Below are 21,289 nucleotides of genomic sequence, written 5' to 3'. Positions count from 1 at the left end.
CAGTGCGTGGGACGCCGCGGCCCGCACCGGGTGCCCGGCGCCTGAGCTGGGCGCTCGATGCTGGGAAAGAGCTGGGTACGAGGCATACTTCTGCCCGGGCATACTTCTGCCTGGGACGGTCGATCAGGCACAACGCCTGGCAGAAGTAACGGCGCTAGCAGGGGCGGGACATGACGGCTGTGAGCGGCACGGGAACGGGCACGGACTCCGAGGGGGCCGGCGACTTCGGCCGCCTGCTGGCCGGGCACCGGGTGGCGGCGGGCCTGACCCAGGAGGAGCTCGCCGCGGTGGCCGGCGTCAGCCTGCGCGCCGTCGGGGACATGGAGCGCGGCCGTACCCGGGGGCCGCAGCGGCGTACCGTCCGGGCCCTGGCCGAGACGCTGGGCCTGGACGCCCGGCAAACCGCCGCGCTGGACCGGGCCGCCCAGTGCGGCCGCCCCCGGGGGACCAGGCCGGTGTCGGCCGCCGCCCCCACCCGTGGACCGGCCGCCCCCGCCCCGGCCCCCGCCGGACCGGCCGAGACCGGGGACGCCGCGCCCGCCGCCCCGCTCGTGCCCGGCGCCCTCGCGCTGCCCCGGGACATCGCCGACTTCACCGCCCGCGAGGACGCCCTCGCCCTGCTGGCCGAGCTGGCCGAGGACGACCGGCCCGCCCACCCCCGGGTGGTGCTGATCAGCGGTCAGCCCGGTCTGGGCAAGACCGCCTTCGCCCTGCACGCCGCCCACACCCTGGCCCCCTTCTTCCCCGACGGGCAGCTCTCGCTCGACCTCGGCGGCATGGCCGCCACCCCGCTCTCCGCCCGCGACGCGCTCGGCCAGGTGCTGCGCGCCCTGGGCGTCGCCGACAACGCCGTGCCCGCCGGGACGGAGGAGCGGGCCGGCCTCTACCGGGCCCTGGTGCGCGAGCGCCGGCTCGTCCTGGTCCTGGACAACGTCGCCGACGAGAGCCAGGTGCGCCCGCTGCTGCCCGGCTCCGGGCCCGCCGTGACCCTGGTGACCAGCCGCAACGCCCTGCCCGGACTGGAGTCGGTGCTCCGCCTGCGGCTGGACGCCCTGGCCCCGGGCGAGGCCGCCGACCTGCTGGCCCGGATCGCGGGCCGCGAGCGGATCGACGCGGCGCCCGACGCCACCGCCGAACTGGCCCGGCTCTGCGGCTACCTGCCGCTCGCGCTGCGCATCGCCGGGCAGCGGCTGGTGGCCCGCCCGCAGCAGCCGGTCAGCCATCTGGTGCGCCAACTGGCCGCCGAGGAACACCGGTTGGACCTGCTGGAGACCGGGGACCTGGCCGTCCGCCCGGCCTTCGCGCTGTCCTACCGGCGGCTGCCGGCCGAATCCCAGCTGGTGCTGCGCCGCTCCGCACTGACCGCCGGGCACGACTTCACCGCCGCCGTCGCCGCCGCCTACGCGGGCCTGCCGCCCGGCCGGACCGAACTCGTCCTGGAGCAGCTGATCGACGCCGGGCTGGTGCAACTCGCCACCCCGGAGCGCTACCGGCTGCACGACCTGGTCCGGCTCTACGCGGGCGAGCGGCTCGACGCCGACGAGGGCCCCGAGGCGGTGGCGCAGGCCCGGGCCCGGGCCGGTGACTGGCTGCTGAACCGGGCCGCCGAGTACGGCCTGCGGTTCGACCCGGACCACGCGGCGGCGGACCCCGACGCCGACCCCGACGCCGACGCGGACCGGACCGGCCCCCCGGTGCCGCTCACCGAGGCGGCACGCTGGCTGGAGGAGGAGCACCCGGAGTGGCTGGCCGCCCTCCACCAGGCCTTCGCCGCCGGCCGGCACCGGGAGGTGATCGACACCGCCGAAGCCATGCACTGGTTCTCCGACCGGCTGCTGAGCTGGGACATCTGGGCCGAGGTCTTCCAGCTGTCGGTCGACGCGGCCCGCGCCTGCGGCGACCAACTGGCCGAGGCCGTCCACGTCAACTACCTGGCGTGGACGTACGTCACCTGCCTGCACCGCTACCAGCGCGGCATCGACCTGGCCAACGAGGGGCTGGAACTGGCCCGCCGGATCGGCGCCCGGGAGCAGGAGGGCTGGGCGCTGACCTACCTCGCGGCGGGCCTTCGGCACCTGCACCGGCACCGGGAGGCCATCGACGCCTACCACCGGGCCGCGGACGCCTTCGCCGCCGTCAACAGCCGCGCCGGCTGGATCGGCCGGCTGGTCACGCTGCGCGGCGCGGCCAACTGCCTGCGCGACTCGGGCCGGGCCGAGGAGGCGGTGGAGTCCCGCCGGCGCGCGCTGGCCGGCGCGCTGGAGCTGGTGGAGCGCTGGTCCTCGCCGCTGATGCACCTGGCGGCGGCCATGACGGCCCACGAACTCGGCCTGGACCGCGCCGCGTTGGGGCGCTGGCCGGCCGCCGAGAAGGCCTACCGGCAGGCCCTGACCCACTACGAGGAGATCGGCCGGCCGGACAGCATGACCAAGACCCTCACCGAGCTCGGCACCGCCCTGATCGAGCAGGGCCGCGCCGAGGAGGCCCGCGAACTCCTCACCGAGGCGCTCACCGACCTCAGCGCGGACGGCCCCCGGCAGGGGCGGCGCCGGACGGGGTGAGGTCCGCACTAGGGAACACCCGGGGCCCGAAACGCGCACGCCCGCACGGCGGGTGGGCCGTGCGGGCGCGTGAGCGGCGGACTGTGCGGGTCGGTCAGATCCGGGTGTCCTCGACCACCGGCAGCGAGTGGTTCTCGGCGAAGGCGCTCGGGGCGAACGAGTTCCGCGGCGCGACGGCCGGCTTCTTGCCGCAGAAGGCCGGCTCCAGCGCGTTCATCAGGCCCTGCGTCACGGAGCCGTTGTTGGAGGCGTTGGCGAACACGACGACGGAGCGCTTGCCGTCCGGGGTGGCGAACGACTGGGTCTGGAAGCCCTGGACGATGCCGCCGTGGCCGTACACGTCGCCGCAGGACAGCGAGATGCGGCGCAGCCCGAGGCCGTAGCTGATCTTGGCGGTGGGGGTGGCCAGGGCGGCCGTCATCTGCTTCAGCGAGTCGTCCGAGACCAGCCCGCCGGAGCTGCCCGCCATCAGCGCGGTGAGGAAGTGGTCGAGGTCGGCGGCGTCGGAGATGACCGCGCCGGCCGTCCACACCCAAGAGCCGGTCTGCTGGGTGGAGTCCAGCAGCGGCTTGCTGCGGTTGTCGTTGGTGAGGTAGCCGGTGACGTGGGCGCCCTGGATCTCCTGGTCGGGCACGACGAAGGAGGTCTTGCTCAGGCCCAGCGGCTCGATGATCCGCTCGCGCAGGACGTCCTCGTAGGGGCGGCCGGTGAGGTGCTCGACCGCGAGGCCCATCAGGACGAAGTCGGTGTTGGAGTAGGAGTACCGGCTGCCGGGCGTGTACTGCTGGCCGTGCTTGACGGACATCGCCACCAGGTCGCGCGGCGCGTACACGTTGGTGCGGATGCGCGCCTCGAAGGCGCTGGTGGTCTCCTCGCCGGCCTGCTCCAGCAGGTCGTTGGTGTGGTCGTAGATCCCGGCGCGGTGCTCCATGACCTGGCGGCCCGTCATGGTCCAGGTGTCCGGCAGGGTGCCGGCCGGCAGGTAGTCGCGCAGCGGCTTATCGAGGTCGATCAGGCCCTGCTCCGCCAGCTGCATCACGAGAACGGCGTTGAACATCTTGCTGTTGCTGCCGACCCGGAACCTCCACGAGGAGTTCATCGGGGTGCCGTCCAGGTCGGCCTTGCCGACGGCCAGCGACCGGGTGGACTCGGCGTCGCCGTGGTCGCGGATCACCGCGAAGGCGCCCGGGGCGCCCGCGTCGGTGGTGGCCTGGAGGGCGGCGCGCACCGCGGCCGTGTCCGGGGTGGGCGCGCTGGTGGTGCCCTGGTCGGCGGCCACGGCCTGCGCGGCTCCGGTCGCCAGCAGGACGACACCCGCGGCCGCCACCGCGAGCGGACGCAGAAGGCTGATCTTCGCCATGATCCTCTGTTCTCTCACTCGGCTGACGCGGCGTCCGGCCACGTCCTCGAAGATCCACTATCACCGGCGGGGCCGGTGGCTGGCAAAGTGAACCGGATCGGCCGCACCATCCGTTTCCCGACCCGGGGTCAAGGTTTTACCTGCTGTCGTCTACCCGCGTCGACCGATCCACCCGATGCTGTTCGGGCGCCTCGCGCGTGCTCCCGCACCTTCGCCCAGGCCTTCCCCCTCATCGATCGTGGAGTTCCGCATGCCCCTGGCCACCTCCGCGCGCCGGGCCGGCGCGCTGCTGCTCGCCGCCGCCGGCCTGATACCGCTGTCCGGCACCGCCCAGGCCGCCACCGCCGCCACGTACACGCCGATCGTGTTCCCGGACCAGGACCACGGCGTCGTCTACGACCTCATCAACTCGGCCACCCGCTCCGTCGACGTGACCATGTACGAGCTGCGCGACACCACCGCCGTCAACGCCCTGATCGGCCGCCGGCGGGCCGGCCTCACCGTCCGGGTGATCCTCGACGGCCGGCACACCTCGGTCAACGGCGCCGCCTACTCGGCCCTGCGGGCCGCCGGCGTCGGGGTGACGTACTCCTCCTCCGCGTTCGTCTACACCCACCAGAAGACCGTCACCGTGGACGGCGCCAAGTCCCTGATCCTGACCGGGAACCTGGACTCCACCTACTACTCCAGCAGCCGCGACTACGGCGTCGTCGACACCGACGCCAACGACGTCGCCGCGATCGAGCAGGTCTTCGCCGCCGACTACGCCCAGACCTCGATCACCCCCTCCGACGGCGACAACCTGGTCTGGTCGCCCACCGACTCGCAGGCCCGCCTGCTGGACCTGATCAACGGCGCGCAGCACACGCTGGACCTGGAGCAGCTGGAGTTCGGCGACCAGGCCCTGGTGGACGCGGTCGCCGCGGCCGCCGGCCGGGGCGTCACCGTGCGGGTGGTGGGCATGAACCCCTCGTCCTACAGCAGCTACTTCGACCAGGTGGTCACGGCCGGCGGCCAGGTGGTCACCTACTCCTCGACCACGGGCCTGTACATCCACGCCAAGGCGATCGTCGCCGACTACGGCACGCCCTCGGCCAAGGTGTTCGCCGGTTCGGAGAACTTCTCCGACAACTCGCTGAACAACAACCGCGAGCTGGGCCTGATCACCACCGACTCCGGCGTGCTGACCACCGTCGAGTCCACCGCCGCCCGCGACTTCGCCAACGGCACGCCGTACTAGACGCCGTACCAGACCGGTTCGTCGCGCAGCCCTGATCGAGCGTCCGCGCCAGGGCCGCTCCCTACCCGAGGAATTGTCATGACTTCGTCCACCAAGCACGGCTCCCGCCGCACCGCCACCGCCCTCGGCTCGGTGGCCGCCCTGCTCGCGGCCTCCGCCGGCCTCTGGGCCGCCACCGCCGCCACCGCGCAGGCCGCCGCCCTGCCCGCGCCCGACCACATCGTCGTCGTGGTGATGGAGAACCACGCCTACAACCAGGTCGTCGGCAGCAGCAGCGCCCCCTACCTCAACTCCCTGGCCACCGGCGGCGCCAACCTCACCCAGTCGTTCGGCATCACCCACCCCAGCCAGCCGAACTACTACGCCCTGTTCTCCGGCTCCACCCAGGGCGTCACCGACGACAGCTGCGTCTCCGTCGGCGCCCTCCAGGGCCCCAACCTGGCCTCCGAGGTCACCGCCGCCGGCAAGACCTGGGCCAGCTACAACGAGACCCTGCCCGCCCAGGGCAGCACCACGTGCAGCAGCGGCAAGTACGCGCAGAAGCACAACCCCTGGTTCGGCTTCGGCAACGTCCCGCTGAACTCGGCCAGGACCTTCGCCCAGTTCCCGACCGACTACACCACCCTGCCGAACGTCTCCTTCGTCGTGCCGAACCTCTGCAGCGACATGCACGACTGCTCGGTCGGCACCGGCGACACCTGGATCAAGAACAACCTCGGCGCCTACGCGACCTGGGCCAAGAGCCACAACAGCCTGCTCGTGGTCACCTTCGACGAGGACAACCGGCTCGCGGGCAACCGCATCCCGACCGTCTTCTACGGCGCCCACGTCACCCCCGGCAGCACCTCCGCCGCCACCTACAACCACTACAACGTGCTGCGCACCCTGGAGGACCTCGCCGGCGCCACCACCCACGCGGGCAACGCGGCCAACGCCGCTGACATCACCGGCATCTGGAACTAGGTCCTGTCCGGCCGATCTTGCCGGGCCCGCGACGCCGGGCATCCCGCCTGGACGCACGCCCGAATCGCCCAAGTACGCCCAGTACGAGGACGATCCGGGCGCACGCCCAGCCGGGCGCCCAACGCCGCGGGCTGATCCGCCAAGATCGACCGGACAGGACCTGAGGCCCGCCGCCCGGCCCTCCACCAGGAGCCGCCCCCCGGACCACCGGCCGCCCCGCGCCCGCCGCGCGGGGCGGCCGCCGCGTCGGAGGTCGACAGCGGGGCGGGGGGCGGCAAGGATGGGGGCGTGCGATTCGATGCCGTGCCGATGCCGGAGCGGGTGGGGGAGCGGCCCCGGGACGACCGGGGCTATCCGGTGCCGGCGATCACGCCCTGGCGTGGCGGCGAGCCGCAGTTCGCGTTGACCGACCACGTGCGCAGCGCGAACTGCGCGCTGGAGCGCCTCTGTTCGGTGTGCGGGGGGTTCATGGCCCGGGGCCCGGTGTGGCGCGTGGTCGGGGCGGCGGAGAGCGCGGCGATCGGCGCCGCGCTCGCGGAGGGGCGGCCGTACCGCAACCTCGCGCCGACCATGGAGGGGCCGGGCCACCGGGCCTGCATGCTCTACGCGGCGATGGTGTGCCCGTACCTGGCCCGGCCGAACGCCCGGCGCCGGGCGGCGGCGCACGGCGGCGCGGACGAGCTGACGGCGGCCGCCGTGCGCGGGGCGGTGCGGGGCGGCACGGGGGCGGTGGTCGGGTTCGGCGACTACGAGTACGCCGTCACCGGGAGCCGGGTGCTGTTCCGCTTCCTGGACCCGGTCGAGTTCCTGCCGCACGAGTCCGCCGACGAGCAGCTGCCCGCGCTCCGGGCCGAGTTGGCCTCGCGCGGCGGACTTTAGCGGAGGATTTGCACTGTTGCCCCCGTACCGGGCACGAACCAGTGGCAGACTGAGGCGGACATGACCAGTCCTGGATCGGGGGCGGCCGTCCATCAGCGACGGCATCAGGGCACCGACATCGAGGAGCACGTTTCTTGACCACTCACCTCAGGCACGGCACCGGCGCGCGGAAGGTGCTGGCGCTGCTGGCGGCACTGTGCGGGATCGTCGGCCTCACCGCGCTCGGTACGACCCCTGCGGCGGCGGCCGATTCGCGACACGCGATCTACGCCATCGCGCACCGGGTCGACACCCTGGACGGCGTGGACGCCGCGCTCGGCCACGGCGCCAACGCCATCGAGATCGACGTCTGCGCCTGGTGGAACCCGAACGAATGGCGCGCCTACCACGACTGTTCCTCGGCCGGTGAGAACCGCCTGGGCCCCAGCTTCGACAGCATGATCGACCGCATCCTCTCCAACGCCAACGCCAACGCCGGACGCCGGCTGTCGCTGGTCTGGCTGGACATCAAGGACCCGAACTACTGCGGGGAGCAGCCCAACCGCACGTGCAGCGTCGCCGGACTGCGCGACAAGGCGCAGCGGCTGACGGCCGCCGGGATCCAGGTGCTCTACGGCTTCTTCGAGTACCACGGCGGCAACACCCCGGACGTCGGCGGCAGGGGCTGGCAGAGCCTGGAAGGCAAGCTCGGTCCGCTGGAGGGCATCACGTCCACCGGCACCCGCGACCAGGTCCAGGGCGCCTTCAACCGGTCCGGTTCCGGATTCCCGGCCGGTCACCGGGCGATGGACTACGGCGACACCGACATCACCAAGGGCTTCGGCAACTGCACGGAGGCCACCTACAACACGTGCGCGGAGCTGAAGAAGGGCGCCGGGGACCGCGCCGCCGGGCGGCTCGCGGCCACGCTGTCCTGGACGGCCACCTACAACGACCCGTGGTACGTCGACAAGCTGCTCGGCGACGCGGGTGTGGACGGCATCATCGCGGGCTACGGCGCCTTCACCGGCGTGCGCGAGTACGACAACAGCTGGCAGTGCGCCAACGCCATCAACCTCGTCCGTGACTGGGTGAACCGCCACAGCGGCACCCACCGCATGGCCAACAGCGGCGACCGCCTGTTCCGCTAGGCCTGTTCCGCTGGCCTTGTCCGCTGCTTTTGTCCGTCTGAAGGGCACCCGCCGTCCCGCCCGCCAGCTGCCTGTGCGGCCGGCGGGCGGGACGGCGCGACGGTCAGCGGGTGATGGTCCACTGCTGCTCGGCGGAGCCGTCGCAGGTCCACACCCCGAGCTCCTTGTTGTCCTCGTGGTAGGTCAGGCAGTCCTGGTCGCTGATCCGGATCACGTACCGGTCGCCCGAGACGTTCTTCACCTCCCACTTCTGCTCCGAAGAGCCCTTCCACCCCTTGGTGTTGGCGAAGTAGGTGCCGGTGTTCTCGGTGAGGTCCCGCCCGAGCGCGTTGGTGATCCGGTAGCGGCCGCCGCCCGCGTCGTGGAACGTCCAGGTGCCGCCCGCGTCGCCCGGCTTCCCGGCGATCACCGAGGCGCCCTCGCCGGAGCCGGTGGCGACGGCGCCGAGGTTGTTGACGGTCCGCAGGTGCACGGGCGTGTTGAGCGCGGGTCGGCCGGAGCCGGTGGGGGTGCCGGTGCCGGGCTTGGTGCCGGGCTCGGCCGGATCGCCGGGCTTGCCGGTGTGGGGAGGCTTGGCCGGGGTGGCGGGCACCCCGGGGTCGTACGGCGTGCCGGGGTCCTTCGGCATCGCGGGGACGATCTGGGTGGCCGGCAGCCCGCCCGGCGCGGGAATGCCCGGGTCCCTCGGTACGCCGGGGAACGGCATCGGGGAGAAGTTCACGACGCCGTCGGTGTGGTTGTAGCGCTGGCCGGCGCTGCCCGTGCCCCTCGGGTACGTCCAGGTGTGCTCGCGGGTGGTCCGGTTGAAGAGGCCGTAGAACCCCCAGTTGCCCCAGCCGCCGTCGAAGCCGTTGGCGAAGCTGCCGCCGCCGGAGAAGATCCAGATCCGGTAGGTCTGGTCCTCGCGCGAGGTCTGGTCGTGGTAGTCGATGTCGTACGTGAAGGCGACGTTCTGGAAGCTCTGCTCGTAGTTGTGGACGTACCAGGGGTCTCCGAAGGCGTTGTCGCCCTTGATGTCGAAGACCATGATGTTGTAGCTGCCGCCGGTCGCCTTGATCAGCATGTCGAGCGTGTCCTGGACGAACTCGCCGCGGGCCCGGTTCTTGGCCTCCGAGGTGTGCTGCGCCGCCTGGATGCACCACACCAGGCTGGTCGAGCCGGGAGTCACCGTGTTGGCGGCGTTGCAGTTCTCCTGGGCCGGGTCGTACGAGCCGTCGGCCATCGCGGGCCCCGCCAGACCCAGGACGGCCACGGCACTCATTCCTGCGGCCAGGGCCGACAGCTTCTTCGTCGAACGCACGTGCTCTCCTTGCGAGTTCTGTGATGGGCGGGACAAAATATGGCATTCCGGTCAGCCGATCAGTGCCACTTTGTCTCGATCCATACGCATCCCTTGCGTAGGCCTGACGCCCGCGGTGCGCCGGCCCGAACCCGTGCGGGCGATTCCTCAAGCCCCTTGTGAAGGACGGGCGATCGGGCCGCCCGGGTTCAACGCGCCGCGTCCACCGGTCCCGGCTGTCCTGCGGCCAGGGGCGCCGGCGCACCCTCACCTGGCGCAGAAGAGTGGAGTGCGGCGCGATGGGCGTGCGGATACGGCGCCGTGGCAACGGATGTGACCGTTCGGCCCCCATCCGAGGGGCCGCTCGACGAGAGGACATCCATGCACCCCGGACGACTCGCCGGCGTAGGCCTGGCGGCGGTGGCACTGACAGCCACCCTCGCCGGTCCCGCCCAGGCCGACAACCTGCCCGAGACCGTGTCCGCCACCGGCTCCCCGAGCGGCGTCACCGCCATCTGCCCCGAGGGCCTGCACCCGGACAACGACTGGATCATCACCAACGGCGACGGCACCCGGCTCGGCGCGAACCAGCGGTGGCAGTGGAGGGACAGTGACGGAGGCAGGGGCATCATCGTCTGGATCGCCCCCTACCTCGACTCGCCGCCCCCGCCCCCCAGCATCAGGCTGACGATCTCCTGCATCTCCTGAGCGCCCGACGGCGGAGGGGGCGCGGCAGCTGCCGCGCCCCCTCCGCCATCAGTTGCTCACGTTGTTCCGGGGGGCTCACGGCCGGTAGGCGGGGAGGCCCTTGACGGTGGAGACCGGGGCCGGGGCGGCGGAGCCGTCGGCGGGGAGGGTGCTGACGCCGTCGGGGGTGCGGGCCGCGATGGTCCTGCCGTCGGGGGACCACGCGGGTTCGGTGTAGTCGGTGGCGGCGGCGGGGGTGAGGTCCTTCTCGTCCTTCTGGTCGATCCGGCTGGAGCGGGTGAACAGGTGGTCGTGCCCGTCGACGGAGCGGACGAACACGACGTGCTCGCCGTCGGGGGAGAGGGCCGGCTGGGAGCCCTGGCCCAGGTCGCGGGTGGCGGGGCGGATGTAGTCGTCGTAGAGGTAGACCTCGTCGGCGGGGGTGTTGGCGTAGACGATCTCGCCGTGCCGGCCACCGGCGTCGGCCCAGGTGTTGCCGGTCTGCGGCGGCTGCGGCATGTTCGCGTTGCCGTCCAGGGAGGTGTGCGGGGTGAGCACCTCGGGGGTGCCGCCGACGGCCTTGGTGGGGATCTTCTCCAGGCGCAGGACGCCGCCCTTGGCGGCGGCGAAGACGATGGTGTCGAAGCGTTCGGCGGATTCGGGGAGGTCGCTGGGGCCCTGCGCGGCGTGCTGCCAGGTCGGGTGGGACCAGGCCTCGCCGCCGGGGGCCGTGGCGAGGGTGACCTTCGCGCCGCCGTCGGAGTCGGCGACGACGAGGTCGCCGTTGCCGTCGATGAAGGCCGCCCGCTTGCCGTCGGGGGACCAGGCGAGGTCGCGGACGACGGTGCCGAAGTCGACGGTGGTGCCGTTCATCGCGACGGCCCGGGTGCCGGTGCTGACGGTCAGGTGGTTGGCGGCGCTGGTGCCGTTGACCACCGTGGTGCCCGGTGCGGGGGTGCCCGGTGCGGGGGTGCCCTGGACGGGGGTGCTCGGAGCGGAGGTGCTCGGGCGGGCGGAGCCGCCCGGGGCCGGGGCCCCCGGAGCGGTGGCGCCGGGCGCCGCGCTGCCGGGGGCGGCGGCGTCCGAGCCGGCGTTGTCGGGGCCGCAGGCGGAGAGTAGGACGGCGCCGACGGTGGTCATCACGGCGAGCGCGGCGGTGGTGCCGAATCTGTTGCGCACGGACATTTCCAGGTCCCCCCTCGGGTGCGGTTCGCGTTCGAGGAGCAGCATCCCAGGGGGAGTTCAGCGGCCGGTGCGAGCCGTGTCACGGTCGTGGAACAACGGCCGCCCCGGCCTGCCCTTCCGGGAGTGGAGCCTGGCGCCGGGTCAGAGTCCGAGGGCGGTGAGGCCGGGGTGGTCGTCGGGGCGCCGGCCGAGCGGCCAGTGGAAGAGGCGTTCGGCGGCGGTGATCGGCAGGTCGTTGATGGCGGCGTGGCGGTGCGCCATCAGGCCGTCGCGGTCGAACTCCCAGTTCTCGTTGCCGTAGGAGCGGTACCACTGGCCGGAGTCGTCGTGCCACTCGTAGGCGAAGCGGACGGCGATGCGGTCGCCGTCGTGCGCCCACAGCTCCTTGACGAGGCGGTAGTCGAGTTCGCGGTGCCACTTGCGGGTGAGGAAGTCGGCGATCCGCTCGCGTCCGGTGAGGAACTCGGTGCGGTTGCGCCACCGGCTGTCGGGTGTGTAGGCGAGGGCGACGCGGTGGGGGTCGCGGGTGTTCCAGGCGTCTTCGGCGGCGCGGACCTTCCGTCGGGCGGTCTCCGGGGTGAACGGGGGCAGGGGAGGGCGCTGTTCGGTCACGGGATCTCCTCGGGCATGGCGGAGCCGACGGTGAGAACGGTCGTTCTCGCTGTAGCGGCTACCCTAGGAGAACCATCGTTCTCACGCAAAGGGCACGGCAGATGGACCAGCACGACCCGCGGGGCCTGATCCTCGACGCGGCCGAGGAGCTGTTCTACGGTCAGGGCATCCAGGCGGTCGGCATGGACGCCGTCCGGGCGGCCTCCGGCCTGACGATGCGCCGGCTCTACCAGCAGTTCCCGTCCAAGGACGACCTGGTCGAGGCGTACCTGCGACGTCGGGACGGGCGCTGGCGGGCGAACCTCGCCGCCTACGTGGCCGGCGCCGCCACGCTGCCGCGCGACCAACTGCTCGCCGTCTTCGACTGGCTCGGCCGCTGGTTCGCCGAACCCGACTTCCGGGGCTGCGCGTTCGTCAACTCCTTCGGCGAGCTGGGCGCCGTCTCACCGGCGGTCACGGCGACCGCCCGGCAGCACAAGGAGGAGTTCAACGCCTACCTCGCCTGCCTGGCCGAGGCCGCCGGCGCCCCGCCCGCCACCGCCGCCCAGCTGGCGCTGCTCGCCGAGGGGGCGATGACCACCGCCGCCGTGCACGGCGACCCGAGCGCCGCCGCCGACGCCAAGGCGGCCGCCCGCGTGCTGCTGGACGCCGCCCTGTCCGCCCGCGCCTGACGGACCGCGGGGCCGTCAGCCCGGGACGGGGGCCGTGCGCCGCTCGAAGACCTCGGGGCGGGCCGCCTCCAGGGCGGTGGCGACGGCGCCCAGCAGGACGGCGTCCTGGCCGAGGCGGCTCGGCTCCAGTCGGGGCCGCAGCGGGGAGCGCTCGTACAGGGCCTGCTCCAACGGGCGCAGCAGCAGGTCGGCGCTGCGCCCGATGCCGCCGCCGAGGACGACCACGTCCGGGTCGAGCAGCGCGGCGACGACGGCGAGGACGTAGCCCAGGCGGTCCACCTCCTGCCGGACGGCCTCGACCGCGGCGGGCTCGCCGAGCCGGGCCCGGGTGAACACCTTCTCGGCGGTGAGCGGCGGCCGCATCCCGAGGTCGAGGGCGGTGCGCACCACGGCGTCGGCGGAGACGGTCTCCTCCAGGGTGGTGCCGGTGCTGGTGGTCGCAGTGGCAGTGGCGGAGGCGCAGCCCGGCAGTCGCAGCAGCCCGAGTTCCCCGGCCGCGCCGTGCGCTCCCGTCAGCAGTTCGCCGTCCTTGACCACGCCCAGGCCGAGTCCGGTGCCGACCAGCAGGTAGACGAAGAGCCGGCTGCCCGCGCCCGCGCCGTAGGTGTACTCGCCGACGGCGGCGAGGTTGGCGTCGTTGGCGACGGTGACGGTGGTGCCCAGGCCGTCGGCTATTCGGTCGAACAGGCCGGGGCGGCCCCAGCCGGGCAGGCTGGCGGCGAGCCTGACGCTGCGTCTGCGCTCGTCCCAGACCCCGGGCGTGCCGGCCACGGTGTGGGCGACGGCGGTGCCGGGCAGGCCCGCCTCGGCGAGGGCCTCGCGGGCGGCCGCGACGACGGCGTCGGCGACGGCGTTGGCCGAGCGGCCGCGGTTGGGCAGGTCGCGGCGGGCGACGACGCATCCGGACAGGTCGGCGACGGCGACCCGCAGCCGGGCCCGGCCGATGTCGAGCCCGAGGACGTGCCCGGCGGCCGGGTCGGTCTCGTACAGGACGGCGGTGCGGCCGCGCTCGGGGGCGAACCTGCCGGCCTCGCGGGCGAGTCCGGCGAGTTCGAGGGTGGCCAGCGCGGTGGAGACGGTCGGCTTGGACAGCCCGGTGTCGCGGGCGAGTTGGGCCCGGGAGAGCGGGCCGTGGCAGCGCAGCCGCTCCAGCAGGAGCCACTCGTTGTTGCTCCGGAGCCGCTGCCGGTTCCACGGCTGTTGTCCAGGCCCTGACAGTGGGGCGAGGGTGACGGGCTGCGGCGCCCCGTCCGTGGCCGTAGTCCGTCCTGCTGTGCTCATTCGGTCGATCGTAGGGCACCCGTCAGCCGCCGAACGGGCCGCGCCGGTGATACCGTCCGAGCGTCTGGCGACCGTCCGCCCGGCCACCGCCGGGCCCGGCCCGCGAGCTCCCTGCACCACCGAATCGGGCGCCCCGCGTGCACGCACACGCCGCGTGCGCACCGCCCGCGCCGTACGCGCGCGTACCGCACACGCCTCCGCGCCCGGCCGCTCCCACCGAGACCCCGACCAGCACGGAGCACCGACCCATGAGCCTCCCGAGCACCACCCCACCCACCGTCACCCCGATACGGCCGCCGCGCCTGGTGGCCACCGACCTCGACGGGACGATCGTGCGCGGCGACCGCACCGTCTCGGCCCGCACCGTCGCCGCTCTCGCCCGGGTCGAACGGGCCGGCGGGCTCGTCGTCCTGGTCACCGGCCGCCCGCCGCGCCTGATGGGCGAGATCGCGGCCGCCTTCGGCCACCGGGGCGTGGCGATCTGCTCCAACGGCGCCTTCGGCTACGACATGCGCACCCGCGCGGTGATCGCCGAGAACCCGATCCCGGTCGACGTGCTCGGCGAGAGCGCCCGGCGGCTGCGCGAGGCCGTGCCGGGGATCGGGCTGGCCGTCGAGTACGCCCAGGAGCTGGCCGGGGACGCGCACTACGAGGCGGGTGCCTGGGACGCCGACACCACCGTGCAACGCCTCGACGACGCACGGTTGTTCGGCCGCCCGGCGCCCAAGCTGATCGGCCGTCACCCGGAGCTGTCCGCGGACGAGCTGCTGGCGCTGGCCCGTCCGGTGCTCGGCGAGCTGGTGACGGTCTACCACGCGAACGGGGAGCGGCTGGTCGAGGCCGTCGCGAAGGGCGTCAGCAAGGCCTCCGCGCTCGGCGACCTGGCGCGGCGGCGCGGGATCACCCGCGAGCAGGCGGTCGCGTTCGGCGACATGCCCAACGACCTGCCGATGATGGCCTGGGCGGGCACCTCGTACGGTGTCGCCAACGCCCACCCGGAGGTGCTGGCCACGGTGGACCACGTCATCGGCAGCAACGACGAGGACGGGGTGGCCACCGTCCTGGAGGGCCTGTTCCCCGAGGGGTGAGCCGCGCGCGGAACGGGCGTTCCCGGGAACGCCCGTTCCAGGAAGGCCTGTTCCCGGAACGGACGCTCCCGGAAGGGGTGCGGCCGGAACGGCGGCTCCGGGCGGGTGCACTCCCGGAACCGCCGCTTCCCGCCCGCGCCGTCAGGGCGCGCTGGTGTGGGTCAGGGTCTCCCAGCCGATGAAGTGGTCGGCCCCGAACGGGCTGTGCGCGGCCACGTACCGCCCGGTCTGCGGCATCGCCACGCCCTCGCGCAGGTGGTACTCGTTGTAGGCGAGCTGGACGGCCGGGCCGAGACCGGTCTTCGGCGCGCCGTCGCAGAGCCAGTTCGGCACTTTCGCGCCGTTCTCGTACGCGGTGTGGAACTCCAGGGCCTTGACCAGCCGTTCGCGTCCCTCGCCCCACAGGTCGAGGCCCTGGAGCCGAGCGGTCTCGGCGGTCTGGGCGGCGGCCTCCAGGCCCCAGCCGGTGTGCCCGAAGTCGCGGCAGGTCTCCTGCGACAGCCCGTCCACGAAGGTCGACTGGCCGGACCAGTACTTCACCAGCGCGGCCTTGCCCTCGATCCCGGCTTTGGGTGGCGGCACCGGCAGGGCGCCGTCGGAGGACAGGTAGACGTAGGCGGGCAGGCGCTTGCGCCACATTCCTGCCGCTTGGTCGAACAGGCCGCGGTCGTCGAGGAAGACCGCGATGCCCATCAGGGCGTCGGTCTCGATCAGCTCCCAGTTGCCGTTCTTGCGCGGGCTGCCGGGCGACAGCAGCGGCACGTAGACGGTGCGCAGCATGGTGGCGAAGCGGTCGATCGAGGCGGTCGGCCAGCCCGCCCCGGAGTGGCGGATCAACTCGGCGGCCCGGGACCAGTTGTTGCCCGACCAGCCGGTCTGCAGCGGGGCGTTGCTGTTGGTGTGCTCCTGGATCACGGCCGACCAGGCGTCCATGATCTCGATCGCCTTGTCGGCGTACCGCTGGTCGCGGGTGAGCACCCACTGCAGGGCGTGGGCGTAGGCGGCCATCGCGTCGTTGCGCTCGTCCGAACAGCCGTTGTCGGGGTGGGAGCGGGACCCGCACTCGACGTTCGCGCGCGGTCGGGGCCGCCAGTCCAGCGAGGCGTACGTGCTCGACCGGAGGTCGGCGAAGGCGGACGTCCAGGGTTCGGCCCCGGCCGCCAGCTTGCCCTTGAGGAAGGCGAGTTGCTGGTCGCCGACCAGCACGCCGGGGTGCCGGAAGGCGGCCCGGGCGCCGTGCGCGGCGGGTGCGGCGGCCCCGGCGGGCGCGGAGGCGAGCGGGAGCAGGGCGGCGAGTGCCGCCGCGGCGATCAGTGTCCTGGTGCGGCTACGGCCCATGGGGAGCTGGTCCTCTCGCGGGGGAGGCGGTCGAGCGCTGATGCCATGTTAGGAAAGTTGCCTAACATGAGAAGTGAACCACCAAGCCCCGCGCGCGCCAAGAGGACCGGCTCCGTTCACCGCCGCACCCGTAGGCGTGCGTTCCGCATTTATCGCCTGTTGATCGTCGGGGCGTAACGTCGGACTCATGAACGAGATAACGGCCGAGTGGCCGGGGGCGGCGCCCGAGGGGCGGATGACGGAGCAGGACACCGAGCGGTTCCGGGAGTTGCTGACGCGGTTGGAGAACTCGCTGGCGGCGGACCGGACGGCGGACCGGGCGAGGCGCCGGACGGCGGCCGGGCCCGATGCCTGACGGGCCGGAGCGGCGCCCGGTGGTGGTGCTGCCGCTCTGGCGGCGCGGTGAGTCGTACGGGCCGGCGGACCGGCCCGGGGTGCCGCGGGGGCACTCCGGGCCGGTGGCGGTCGATCAGGTGGCGGCGTCGCCGCTGCCGCCGTTGCCGTCGGCGCGGTGGAATCCGGACCGCTGACGGTACGGCACGTCAGCAGCTGCAGTCACAGCAGTCGCAGCCGTCACAACAGCTGCATCCGTCGCAGCCATCGCAACCGTTGCAGCAGTTGCAAGGGTCGCAGCAGTCGCCGCAGTCGCAGTCGTGCCGCTGGCACCAGCCCTCCCGGCGCTCCCGGCTGAACGGGTCGTTGTGGTCGCAGCAGAGCAGCTGGCAGGTGCAGGCCATCAGCGCCCACACGGCGCAGCCGGCCAGCAGGTTGCGCGGTCGCGGCGGCTTGCTGCCGATCGGGGTGAAGCCGGGGCCCTGGGGCACCCATGGCGGGAGCGGGGTCTGGCCGGGATCCTGACCGGGGGTCTGCCCGGGCGGCGCCTGGCGCGGCGGCGCGTCGTGCGGGTGCTCCCCGGCGGCGTCGTGCGGGTGCCCGCCGGTCGTTGCGTACACGGATCCGTCGGGGGCGGACCCGTCGGCGACGGGTCCGGCGTTCCGGGTGCGGCAGGCGGCTGCGTGGGCGGCCGTGCCGAAGACCCGCTCGACGGCCCGCTCGGTCTCGTGCGCGAGCAGCAGGTGCACCAGGGCCCGGTCGGTCAGTTCGACCTCGCGCAACGCGAGCCGGATGCCGTGGACGGCGTCGCGGCACAGGCGTTCGGCCTCGGCGCGGTCGGTGCCGGTGGCGGTCAGCGGGTTCCAGGCGCCGCCGGCGGCGTCGGCGGCCTGGTCCTCGGCGGCGTCGAGGAGGTGGGCGAGCCGGCCGAAGAGCCGGCCGGCCTCGGCGAGCGGGGCGGTGTTGCCGGGGCGCCCGGCGAGGACGGCGGTGTGCGCGAACGCGGCCGAGGTGGCGGTCTCGGTGGGCTCGGTGACCAGCAGGACGGAACCGCCGGGCGGCAGTGACCGCTCCAACTCGCCCTGCCGGGAGGCGGCTTCGAGCAGCACGCCGGTGTCGAAGCCGACCGCCGAGGCGCTGCCGGCGCTCTTTCGGTCCCACCGCCGGGTGACCGCGCGGGCCCCGACGGCGACCGGGCGGCGGCCGAACACGCCGTCACGGTCCTCGACGTGGTCGCGGATCTTGACCGAGGCGAGGGCGAGCGAGACGGCGGCGGCGAGCCGGGCGCCCTCGCCCCGGGCGACGGAGGCGGTGCGCATGCCGCGCAGCGGGCAGGGCCCGGCGGTGCGCCGCCAGGAGGCGTCCTCGCGCGCGGCCTGGGCCTCGACCAGGACCGAGATGATCAGGCCGTCGTAGTTGGTGGCGGTGCGGGCGAGTTGGCCGTGGTCGTCGCGCAGCGCGAGGCAGAGCCCGCACAGGTGCGCCAGCCACGATGCCTGAAGCCGTTCGGACAGCCGGTGCTTGCACGGTCTGATGATGCCGAACATGATTCCCCCTCGCCGGTGGGCCGCTGACCAGCCCTGATCCGCCGAACATCATATGATCACCGCCCCTCCCGGGCCGAGGGGGCGAGGGAGCCGAGGGGTCGAGGAGCCGAAGGGGTGGAGGAGCCGGAGGAAAGGGAGAGGGTGCGAGGAGCGCAGGGGCGCGCAGTCGAGCGCAGCGCGCAGTCCCGGCCGAGTCCACGCCGTCCGCCCTTCCCCACGCCCCGCCCGCAGCAGCCCGCGCCCCTGGGAGTGATCTCATATCCGGGATAGCATCGCGAATATGGGAATCGAGACGGCCGCCGACGAGCGGCTCGCCAACCGGCTCGCCGAATTGAGACTGGAACGGGGCTGGACGCTGGAGGAACTGGCCCGGCTGGCGGACGTCAGCCGCTCCACGCTGTCGCGCGTCGAACGGGCCGAGGTCAGCCCGACCGCCGCGCTGCTCGGGCGGCTCTGCGCCGTCTACGGGCGGACCATGTCCCGGCTGCTCGCCGAGGTCGAGTCGGCGCCGGCCCGGCTGGTGCGGGCCGCGGACCAGCGGATCTGGCGGGACGAGACCACCGGCTTCGTCCGCCGCTCCGTCTCCCCGCCGCACGGCTCGCTGCGCGCCGAGATCGTCGAGGGCCGGCTGCCCGCCGGCGCCGACATCGCCTACGACCGCCCCTGCGTGGCGGACCTGGAACACCACCTGTGGGTGTTCGAGGGGGTGTTGGAGCTCACCGTCGACGGCGAGCGACACCTGCTCGGCCCCGGCGACTGCCTGCGCTACGTCTCCGGAACCAGCCGCTTCCGCGCCCCCGGCCCGGACGACGCCCGGTACGCCCTGGTGGTGGTGGAACCGTGAGGCGCCCGAAGACCCGGATAGCCGCCGCGCCCCGCGAGCGCTTCGACGCCGCCGGGCGCCGCGTCCTGCTGGTCTGCGTCGCCGGCGGCTTCACCACGCTGCTCGACCAGTCCGTCCTCAACACCTCCATCCCGGCCCTGCGCGAGAGCCTGCACGCCCAGCCCGCCCACCTCCAGTGGATCGTCGCCGGCTACTCGCTCGCCTTCGGCCTGGCGCTGATCCCCGGCGGGCGGCTGGGCGACGTCAGGGGCCGCAAGTGGCTCTTCGTCACCGGCCTCGCCCTGTTCACCCTGGTCAGCCTGGTCTCGGCGACCGCCACCGCGCCCGAGGTGCTGATCGCCGCCCGGCTGCTCCAGGGCGTGGGTGCCGGGCTCGTCAACTCGCAGATGATCGGCACCCTCCAGGACGTGTTCGACGGCCAGCTGCGGGCCCGCGCCCTCGGCATGTACGCCGTCACGGGCGGCCTGGCCTTCGCGCTCGGCCCGCCGATCGGCGGCGCGGTCCTGGCGGCGGCCGGCCCCGAGCACGGCTGGCGGCTGACCTTCCTGCTCAACGTGCCGTTCGGACTGGCCACGGTCGCGCTGGCGGTGCGTCACCTGCCCAGGCCGCGCCCGAGTGCCCGGCACGCCGACCTCGACCTGGTCGGCCTGCTGCTGGTCGCCGCGCTCACCCTCGCCCTGATGCTGCCGTTCGTCCAACCGCCCGGCTGGACCGGCTGGTTGGCCTTCGTCGCCGTCGCCGTCCTGCTGCTCGGCGCGCTCGCCTGGTGGCAGCGCCGCTACGCCCGCTCCGGCGGCCACCCGCTGATCCACCCGGCACTCACCCGCTCCGCGCCGTACGCGCTCGGCACCGTGACCGCGATGGCCCAGTTCGGCTCCTCGCTCGCCGCCGGACTGGTGCTCACCATGTTCCTCCAGGACGGCCTCGGGCTCTCCCCGATGGGCGCCGCACTCGTTGCGCTGCCCTCGGCGGTGGCCATGGGCGTCGCCTCCGCGCTGGCCTGGCGGGTGGTGCAGCGCTTCGGGCGGCGCACCGTCACCGCGGGCATGACCGGCTCCGCCCTGGTCATGCTGGCGAGCGGACTGGTCGCGCACTGGGCGCCCGCCGCCGTCCTGCCCTGGCTGCTGGCGCTGCTGCAACTGTTCGGCGGCGCCTCGATCGGCGTGATGGGCGCCACCAACCAGGCGTACGTGCTGCGCCACGCGCCCGCCGAGGCGGCCGGGGTGAGCGGGGCCATCCTGCAGATGGCGCAGCGGATCGCGGCGGCGGTCGCGGTCTCGGCGCTGTCCGGCGTCTACCTGCGGCAGACCGCCGGGGGCGGCGACCACCGCTCCGCCTACCTGGCCACCAGCGTGGTGTGCGCGGCGGTCGCCGCCCTCGCCGTCCTGGCCTCGGTGTTCGCCGGCCGGCGCGCGGCCCGGGAGGCGACCGGCGAGCCCGTCGCGGTGAGCCGTGGGCGAACAGCGGTCCGCTGAGTTCTGTCCGGCGCAGGCCCGCACGTACGGTGGCGGTCATGACCGAGAACCGGATCGTGGACCTGCCCGAAGTGGCGCTCGCCTACCGCGAGAGCGGCCCGCCGGACGGCCCGGCGCTGGTGCTGCTGCACGCCCTCGGGGAGCGCGCCACGGACTGGGACGTCGTCCTGCCCGGCCTCGCCCCCGGGCACCGCGTGTACGCGCTCGACCTGCGCGGCCACGGCGACAGCGGCCGCACCGCCCGGTACGGCCTGGAGGAGATGCGCGACGACGTGCTCGCCTTCCTCGACGTGCTCGGCCTGGCGCGGGTCGACCTGGTCGGCCACTCGATGGGAGGCGTGGTCGGCTACCTGGTCGCCCAGGCCCGGCCGGAGCGGATCGGCCGGCTGGTCCTGGAGGACATCCCGGCACCGCACCCGCGCCCGGCCGGTGCGGTGCCGGACGCGCCGGACGAGCCGGTGCACTTCGACTGGGCCGTGGTGAAGGCCGTCAAGACGCAGGTCGACACCCCCGACCCGGCCTGGCTGGCGGGGATGGCCGGGATCACCGCCCGCACCCTGGTGGTCGCGGGCGGCTCGGCGAGCCACGTCCCGCAGGAGCGGCTCGCCGAGCTCGCCCGGCTGATCCCGGACTGCCGGATGGTCACCATCGAGGCCGGGCACCTCGTGCACAGTGCCCGGCCCGCCGAGTTCGTCGCCGCGGTGGCGCCGTTCCTGTCCGCCTGACGCGGACGTCCTGACGCGGACGTCCTGACGCGGACGTCCTGACGCGGACGTCCTGACGCGGACGTCCTGACCCGGACGTCCTGATACGGAC

Annotated in this window: 19 protein-coding genes; 12 read left to right on the top strand and 7 right to left on the bottom strand. The window is 73.8% G+C overall.

From position 1 onward, the window contains the following. The first annotated feature begins 170 nt into the window (after positions 1–170). Complete coding sequence (locus AB0R04_RS21905) at positions 171–2,561, top strand: tetratricopeptide repeat protein (protein ID WP_363373592.1); 2,391 nt, start codon at positions 171–173, stop codon at positions 2,559–2,561. A 94-nt stretch (positions 2,562–2,655) separates the two neighbouring features. Here the strand turns inward: AB0R04_RS21905 and AB0R04_RS21900 are convergent, their stop codons facing one another. Further along, a complete protein-coding gene (locus AB0R04_RS21900; RefSeq protein ID WP_363373590.1) occupies positions 2,656–3,921 on the bottom strand; it encodes a serine hydrolase domain-containing protein in 1,266 nt (421 codons plus the stop codon). A 250-nt stretch (positions 3,922–4,171) separates the two neighbouring features. Here AB0R04_RS21900 and AB0R04_RS21895 point away from each other — a divergent pair, with 250 nt between their 5' ends. From AB0R04_RS21895 to AB0R04_RS21880, 4 genes are all read left to right on the top strand, one after another. After that, positions 4,172–5,161: a phospholipase D-like domain-containing protein gene (locus AB0R04_RS21895; protein WP_063350561.1), complete on the top strand. Its 990-nt coding sequence runs from the start codon at positions 4,172–4,174 to the stop codon at positions 5,159–5,161. 78 nt (positions 5,162–5,239) lie between these two features. Next, a complete protein-coding gene (locus AB0R04_RS21890) occupies positions 5,240–6,124 on the top strand; it encodes an alkaline phosphatase family protein (protein ID WP_363373588.1) in 885 nt (294 codons plus the stop codon). A gap of 288 nt (positions 6,125–6,412) precedes the next feature. Further along, the gene (locus AB0R04_RS21885) at positions 6,413–7,003 is read left to right on the top strand and encodes a hypothetical protein (RefSeq protein ID WP_363373586.1); all 591 of its coding nucleotides are present in this window, start codon (positions 6,413–6,415) and stop codon (positions 7,001–7,003) included. Positions 7,004–7,137: 134 nt separating this feature from the next. After that, positions 7,138–8,133: a phospholipase gene (locus AB0R04_RS21880; RefSeq protein ID WP_363373584.1), complete on the top strand. Its 996-nt coding sequence runs from the start codon at positions 7,138–7,140 to the stop codon at positions 8,131–8,133. 103 nt (positions 8,134–8,236) lie between these two features. Here AB0R04_RS21880 and AB0R04_RS21875 read toward each other — a convergent pair whose 3' ends face one another. Further along, a complete protein-coding gene (locus tag AB0R04_RS21875) occupies positions 8,237–9,433 on the bottom strand; it encodes a hypothetical protein (protein WP_363373582.1) in 1,197 nt (398 codons plus the stop codon). Between the two features lie 360 nt (positions 9,434–9,793). Between AB0R04_RS21875 and AB0R04_RS21870 the strand changes: the two genes are divergently transcribed. After that, positions 9,794–10,120, top strand: coding sequence for a hypothetical protein (locus AB0R04_RS21870; protein ID WP_363373579.1), 327 nt, complete (start codon positions 9,794–9,796; stop codon positions 10,118–10,120). Between the two features lie 75 nt (positions 10,121–10,195). Here the strand turns inward: AB0R04_RS21870 and AB0R04_RS21865 are convergent, their stop codons facing one another. Both AB0R04_RS21865 and AB0R04_RS21860 read right to left on the bottom strand, forming a co-directional pair. Then, on the bottom strand, positions 10,196–11,284 hold the full coding sequence (locus AB0R04_RS21865) for a hypothetical protein (protein ID WP_363373578.1): 1,089 nt from the start codon (positions 11,282–11,284) through the stop codon (positions 10,196–10,198). A 141-nt stretch (positions 11,285–11,425) separates the two neighbouring features. Continuing rightward, positions 11,426–11,896: a nuclear transport factor 2 family protein gene (locus tag AB0R04_RS21860; RefSeq protein ID WP_363373577.1), complete on the bottom strand. Its 471-nt coding sequence runs from the start codon at positions 11,894–11,896 to the stop codon at positions 11,426–11,428. A gap of 101 nt (positions 11,897–11,997) precedes the next feature. On the opposite strand from AB0R04_RS21860, the gene AB0R04_RS21855 reads away from it, so the two are divergent. After that, entirely contained in the window at positions 11,998–12,567 is a 570-nt protein-coding gene (locus AB0R04_RS21855) for a TetR/AcrR family transcriptional regulator (RefSeq protein WP_063350567.1), read from the top strand. A gap of 15 nt (positions 12,568–12,582) precedes the next feature. Here the strand turns inward: AB0R04_RS21855 and AB0R04_RS21850 are convergent, their stop codons facing one another. Beyond that, on the bottom strand, positions 12,583–13,848 hold the full coding sequence (locus AB0R04_RS21850; RefSeq protein ID WP_363373574.1) for an ROK family transcriptional regulator: 1,266 nt from the start codon (positions 13,846–13,848) through the stop codon (positions 12,583–12,585). Between the two features lie 248 nt (positions 13,849–14,096). Here AB0R04_RS21850 and AB0R04_RS21845 point away from each other — a divergent pair, with 248 nt between their 5' ends. After that, the gene (locus AB0R04_RS21845) at positions 14,097–14,936 is read left to right on the top strand and encodes an HAD family hydrolase (protein WP_363373571.1); all 840 of its coding nucleotides are present in this window, start codon (positions 14,097–14,099) and stop codon (positions 14,934–14,936) included. Positions 14,937–15,077: 141 nt separating this feature from the next. On the opposite strand, the gene AB0R04_RS21840 is transcribed toward AB0R04_RS21845, so the two are convergent. Then, on the bottom strand, positions 15,078–16,274 hold the full coding sequence (locus AB0R04_RS21840) for an alginate lyase family protein (RefSeq protein WP_363373569.1): 1,197 nt from the start codon (positions 16,272–16,274) through the stop codon (positions 15,078–15,080). A gap of 187 nt (positions 16,275–16,461) precedes the next feature. Here AB0R04_RS21840 and AB0R04_RS21835 point away from each other — a divergent pair, with 187 nt between their 5' ends. Next, positions 16,462–16,629, top strand: coding sequence for a hypothetical protein (locus AB0R04_RS21835; protein WP_363373566.1), 168 nt, complete (start codon positions 16,462–16,464; stop codon positions 16,627–16,629). A gap of 187 nt (positions 16,630–16,816) precedes the next feature. Here the strand turns inward: AB0R04_RS21835 and AB0R04_RS21830 are convergent, their stop codons facing one another. Then, on the bottom strand, positions 16,817–18,154 hold the full coding sequence (locus AB0R04_RS21830) for a DUF5685 family protein (RefSeq protein WP_363373564.1): 1,338 nt from the start codon (positions 18,152–18,154) through the stop codon (positions 16,817–16,819). Positions 18,155–18,434: 280 nt separating this feature from the next. Between AB0R04_RS21830 and AB0R04_RS21825 the strand changes: the two genes are divergently transcribed. The 3 genes from AB0R04_RS21825 to AB0R04_RS21815 are packed head-to-tail and all read left to right on the top strand — an operon-like array spanning position 18,435 to position 21,198. After that, complete coding sequence (locus AB0R04_RS21825; protein ID WP_063350572.1) at positions 18,435–18,998, top strand: XRE family transcriptional regulator; 564 nt, start codon at positions 18,435–18,437, stop codon at positions 18,996–18,998. Further along, positions 18,995–20,473: an MFS transporter gene (locus AB0R04_RS21820; RefSeq protein WP_363373561.1), complete on the top strand. Its 1,479-nt coding sequence runs from the start codon at positions 18,995–18,997 to the stop codon at positions 20,471–20,473. Before AB0R04_RS21825 ends, AB0R04_RS21820 begins: the two co-directional genes overlap by 4 nt. Before the next feature lie 38 nt (positions 20,474–20,511). Next, entirely contained in the window at positions 20,512–21,198 is a 687-nt protein-coding gene (locus AB0R04_RS21815) for an alpha/beta fold hydrolase (RefSeq protein ID WP_363373559.1), read from the top strand. The last annotated feature ends 91 nt before the right edge of the window (positions 21,199–21,289 follow it).

This window comes from Kitasatospora sp. NPDC056731 (assembly GCF_040687675.1).
Classification (GTDB): Bacteria; Actinomycetota; Actinomycetes; order Streptomycetales; family Streptomycetaceae; genus Kitasatospora.
This window is presented reverse-complemented; position numbering and strand designations above follow the sequence as displayed.